This window comes from Methylobacterium guangdongense (genome assembly GCF_038442355.1).
Classification (GTDB): domain Bacteria; phylum Pseudomonadota; class Alphaproteobacteria; order Rhizobiales; family Beijerinckiaceae; genus Methylobacterium; species Methylobacterium guangdongense.
In genome coordinates this window covers 1-4,993 of record NZ_JBBXMX010000054.1, presented here as the reverse complement: position 1 = coordinate 4,993, position 4,993 = coordinate 1, and the positions used below count along the sequence as shown (strand labels likewise).

The window sequence follows — 4,993 nt, the reverse complement described above, 5'->3', positions numbered from 1 at the left end:
CCGCCTCCTCGCGAGTATCCGGTCCGCCGTACGTAACGCGACCGCTTGGATCGTGAGCGAGGGATTGACCCCCCCAACCGTCGGGAAGACCGAACCGTCGCAGACGTACAAGTTCGGGATGTCCCAGCAGCGGCAATCGGCATCGACCACGGAGCTCCGCGGGTCGTCGCCCATCCGGGCGGTGCCGTTCAGGTGACAGGTATCGTCGACCTGGTCCCAGACCTCGCGGCCGCCCGCGGCTGACAGGGCCTCGCGCATGAACTTCAGGGCGTGGCGGTTCAGCGCCTTGTCGTTGTCGCACCAGGAATAGGTGATGCGGGCCACCGGCAGCCCGTACTGATCCTTCACGTCCGCGAGCGTCACCCGGTTACGCTCCTGTGGCATGTACTCGGAGACGACCTTCAGCCCGGCGACATGGTTGTAGCGCTGCATCTCGGCCACCAGCGCCTCGCCCCAAAGGCCGTGCGCGGAGGCCTGGGTGTTGGCCCAGAGCTGCGGCAGGGGCCCCTGGCTCATATAGGAATAGCCACCGAAGAAGTCCTTCGTGAAGGGGCCGTGACCCTTGTCGTCGTAGTTCCAATGCTCGCTGATGGCGAGCGAGGGTGGGCCCTTGTAGCTTCGGATCTCCTCGTCGAATACGCCCCAGACCGCTTGGTTGCCCTGGACCATCAGGTTCTTGCCGACGAGGCCCGAGGAGTTGGCGAGTCCGTCCGTGAACTCCTGGTTCGCCGAATTCAGGAGGAGCCGCGGCGTCTCGATGGCGTAGCCCGCCACCACGACGTTCTTGGCCCGCTGGAAGCGCCAGCGCCCCTCGCGAAAGTAATGGACGCCGGTGGCGCGCCCGTTTTTCGTCTCGATCCGTCCCACCATGGCAAGGTCGCGGATCTCGGCGCCCGCCTTCAGGGCACGGGGCAGGTAGCTCACGAGCACGCTCTGTTTGGCGTTGGTCGAGCAGCCGAGCGTGCAGAAGCCCCGGTAGACGCATGGTGGTGCGTCGCCGTGCGGGGCTGAGACCGTGGCGAGCGGCGTCGGCGTCCAGCCGATGCCCATCGCCTCGGCGCCCCGGGCCAGCACCTTGGCGGCGGCGTTGATCTCGTGCGCGCGGCGGTGGTAGCGCCGCCGGTGCGGCCCCCAGGGATAGTTGACCGGACCGGAGATCTTTAGGTCGTCCTCGACCTGATCATAGTAGCGCCACATCTCCCGCCAATCGAGCGGCCAATCGGCGCCGTAGCCCATCAGGGTGCGGGCCTTGAACCACTCCGGTCGAAAGCGCAGGGCCACCATGGCGTAATGCACGGTCGAGCCGCCCACCGCCTTGCCGGAATTGTTCGAGCCCATCTGCAGCGGGTTCTCGCCGTCGACGATGCGTTCGTCCGTCCAATAGAGCTTGGACTGATGGCTCTCGTCCGAGGCGAAATCTTCCAGCGGCCGGAAATATGGGCCGGCATCGAAGGCCACCACCGAGAGGCCGCCCTCCGCGAGCCGACAGGCCAGGGTTCCGCCGCCCGCCCCGGTGCCGACGATGGCGAAGTCGACCTCCTCCTCGTCCCGGTGCTGACGCATCGGCACCCACTCGCCAATCCGCATGACGTTGGGCGCGCGACCGTCGCGGGCGCGGGGATGGTGCTCCGGGTCGTCGCCGGGCGTGGCGTGCTTCGGATTGTCGGCGGCGTTGCCGAGGCCGGGGATGCGCATCGACGTGGGGATCCTTATCGGCCAACCTGGAGGTTTTCTTGGTAGGCCTCGTCCTCGCGGCCGGGCTTGGCCTCGGCGGCCTCCCAGGGGTCGCGGCGGTCGAAATCCATGCGCACGTAGCCGCGCGGGCTTGCCGGGCCGCCCCAGCCGATCTCGTTCCAGGCCGTGGGGTGGGCGTAGTACGCCTTCACCACGTCGGTGAGGATGCGCTGGTGGAAGAACAGATTCGAGGGCATGCCCTCCCAAACCGCGCCGGTCAGGTCGCCCTTCTCAGCAAGCTTCAGTAACTCGTCCTGCGCCCAGGCGCCGAGTTCGTGGAAGCGTGCCCCGAACCGTGACTGTGCCTCGCTATCGAGGGCCCGTAGTCCCAGGCGCCACGCATCACGCTCCTCGGGCAGTTCGGCGTTGCGGTAGCCATCGCGGGTATCGGTCGCAAGCTTATGGTCGACGAGCGCGGCCACTGGGACCGGATCCCCCCGGTCGGCGGGTTGCGGGACGATCCGCTCGGCCAGCGCTGTCATCGTCGACCATTCGATATCGTCGAAGAAGCGGCGCGACTCGGGTCCGATGGCGAGCCGTTCCTCCAGGACCTCGCGGGTCTTGGCGTTCCAGGATGGGCCGTCGCGCTTCGCGAGCACATCGTAGCCCGGATAAAGGTCCAGTCTCGAACGCATGATGATCTCTCGGCTCAAAAGCGGAAGCGGCTGCGCTCGATGAGTTCGAGGGCCGCGAGCCCCCCGAGCGCCACCCCAGAGAAGGAGGGTGGGGCCGGCAGCGGTGGCCCGTCGATGAGATTCTGGCGCCAGTTGGCCCAGCCGCCCATCATCCGGGCGACGCCGTAGGCGTGGAATGCAACGCCGCCGACGCCCATCGCCGACACCGCCCACATCCCCCACTTGGCGCCGGCCTGACTCGCTCCCTCCGGCTTGGTCGCGGCGCGGATGAGAAGGGCGGCGGCGAGCGGCGGCAGGGTGACGGGAACGAACATCACCGGGTTTTGAAAGGCGCCCCGGAAGTGGAGCAGCCCAGCCTCCAGGGTCGTGCCGGCGAGCATGCCCGCCGTGGCGACTGCTAGGGAACGCCCGGCCGGCAGACCGGCGAGGCGAGGCTCGTCAGGGTCGGCGTCGCGCACGCGCTCGGCGACCACCCCGAGGACGCCGGCCAGCGTCAACGCCATCGGCGCGCCGATGGGGGCGGAATAGAACAGGTTCTGGAAGGAATACCCGCCCTCGCGCTTGCCGACGTTGTAGGCGTGGAAGCCGAAGCCGATCAGCCCTGTCAGGCCGGCGAGCGCCTGCACCCCGTGCCGGACGCGGGAGCTGCTGGGATCGGTGTCGCCGGCCCCGTGCAGGGACGCCGCCAGGGTGACGCTGGACACGACGATGGGCGTGTACATCGCCCGGTTGAAGAACTGGCCGCGGTAGTGCTCCAGGCCGGAATCGAACAGCACTGAGGCGGCGAGCATCGTCGAGGCGTGGTTCAGGCGCTGTGCCGCGCTCGCGGTGACATCGCGCCCTCGCGGGCTGTATCGGCGGCCGCCGGCGGCGTGACCTAGGGGCTTGGAGCGCCCCGCGGCGAACCAGGTTAGCAGACCGGCCCCCGCTGCCGCCGCGGCGAGGACCACCACCGGGTGGACGGCCGCCTCGACACGTACGGGTGCGACACGACGCTTGACGCTGGCAGCGCGTCGTCCCGGCGATTGGGAGGCGCGGTCATACGGCATAGGCATCGGCGTCCCGAGTCTTGAGGGTGAGGCCGTGTCCCGGCCGGGTCAGGTCGGGGGTGATTACGCCATCGCGCGGGACGGGCGCCCCGTCGAACAGCATCCACTCAATGCGGACGTGGTCGTGGAACCATTCGAGGTGTCGGAAGCGGGGGGCGGCAACGGCCGCCGGGAGGTGCAGGGCGGGTGCGCAGTGGCCGGACAGGTCCAAATGCGCCGCTTCGCACAGGGCCGCGACTTTCTGGAACCCGCTGTAACCGCCGCAGCGGGTCACGTCCGCCTGGGCTACATCGACTGCCCCTACGTCGAGCAGTCCACGCAAATCGTTCAAGGTATAGACGTACTCGCCCGCGGCGACTTCCATGCCGGCAGGCGCCGAGGCACGGACGGAAGCCATACCCGCGGGATCGTCGCTGGAGACGGGCTCCTCGAACCACGTGACGCCGAACCGCTCCGCCACCAGCGCGGCGCCGATGGCGCGTTTCGGGGTAAAGGCGCCGTTGGCGTCGATGAACAGACGTGCATCCCCGATGGCCGCCTTCGCGACCGCCATGCGGGCCGGATCCCGCTCAGGAGCGCTGCCGAGCTTCATCTTTACCGCCCGGCAGCCGTCTCGCTCGACCCACCCGGCAAGCTGCTCGCGCAACTGCCGGTCGTCGTAGCTCGTGAAGCCGCCGCTTCCGTAGATATCCGCGTGCCCCCGCGCCTGTCCGAACAGGCTCGCCAGGGATATGTCGAGGAGGCGTGCCTTGAGGTCCCACAAGGCGGTGTCCAATGCCGAGATCGCCGTGGCCGCAAGCCCGGAGCGCCCGAGGTTCCGCACGGCGCCCCACAGCACGGCATTGGCCCGCGGGATGTCGAAGGCAGGCAACCCAGTAAGACGCGACGCGAGCAAGCCTACAATCAAGCGCGCGACACTAGCGTCGGTGTAGCTGTAGCCGAGGCCGGTCTCACCACCGGCCTCGACATGGACGACGATGATGGTCGTCCTGTCCCAAGCGAAGGTACCGTCCGCCTCCGGCGCGTCGGTGGGAACGGTGTAGGCTTGCGCCCGCACCGTTCCGATCTCCGGATCGTCACGCATGCCGTGGGAGCCGTCCTACTTGCTGCCGGGTAGGACGGAACTCAGCACCTGACGCGCGGTGTCGACGAGGAGGTGGCGCTCCTTTGGATCGCCCTTGCCGAGCATCGACATGAAGTTCTGCACCTGCTGGAAGGTGAAGAACGGCGGCAGCGGCGGCACCTCGGGGTCGGTCTTCACCTCCAGCACCACCGGAACTGAGCTCGCCAGCGCCTCGTCCCAGGCCGCGCCCATGCGGTCCGGATCGTCCACGTAGATGCCCTTCAGGCCGATCAGCTCGGCGAACTTGTGGTAGGGCACGTTCGGGATGGTCTGGCTCGCCTCGAACTTCGGGTTGCCCTCCATCACCCGCTGCTCCCAAGTGACCTGGTTCAGGTCCTCGTTGTTGAACACGCAGCAAATCCAGGTTTTGTTGGACCAGCGATGCATGTACTTCGAGACCGTGATCAGTTCGGCCATATTGTTCATCTGCATGGCCCCATCGCCGACGAGAG

At 68.0% G+C, this 4,993-nt stretch carries 5 protein-coding genes; all 5 read right to left on the bottom strand.

The window, feature by feature from the left end:
- Nucleotides 1-1,695, bottom strand: a 1,695-nt coding sequence (locus AAHG09_RS31565; RefSeq protein WP_342112274.1) for a GMC family oxidoreductase, incomplete at its 3' end; no start/stop codon positions are given.
- A gap of 14 nt (nt 1,696-1,709) precedes the next feature.
- Entirely contained in the window at nt 1,710-2,369 is a 660-nt protein-coding gene (locus tag AAHG09_RS31560) for a gluconate 2-dehydrogenase subunit 3 family protein (RefSeq protein WP_342112272.1), read from the bottom strand.
- A 14-nt stretch (nt 2,370-2,383) separates the two neighbouring features.
- Nucleotides 2,384-3,160: a hypothetical protein gene (locus tag AAHG09_RS31555; RefSeq protein ID WP_342112271.1), complete on the bottom strand. Its 777-nt coding sequence runs from the start codon at nt 3,158-3,160 to the stop codon at nt 2,384-2,386.
- A 247-nt stretch (nt 3,161-3,407) separates the two neighbouring features.
- Nucleotides 3,408-4,502, bottom strand: coding sequence for an enolase C-terminal domain-like protein (locus AAHG09_RS31550; protein WP_342112269.1), 1,095 nt, complete (start codon nt 4,500-4,502; stop codon nt 3,408-3,410).
- A gap of 15 nt (nt 4,503-4,517) precedes the next feature.
- A partial coding sequence (locus AAHG09_RS31545; RefSeq protein ID WP_342112268.1) for a thiamine pyrophosphate-dependent enzyme occupies nt 4,518-4,993 on the bottom strand: 476 nt, incomplete at its 5' end.

Bases quoted from the DNA above. Each gene is read 5' to 3' on its own strand.
- AAHG09_RS31560 (WP_342112272.1), bottom strand. From the start codon at position 2,369: ATGCGTTCGAGACTGGACCTTTATCCGGGCTACGATGTGCTCGCGAAG.
- AAHG09_RS31555 (WP_342112271.1), bottom strand. From the start codon at position 3,160: ATGCTCGCCGCCTCAGTGCTGTTCGATTCCGGCCTGGAGCACTACCGC.
- AAHG09_RS31550 (WP_342112269.1), bottom strand. From the start codon at position 4,502: ATGCGTGACGATCCGGAGATCGGAACGGTGCGGGCGCAAGCCTACACC.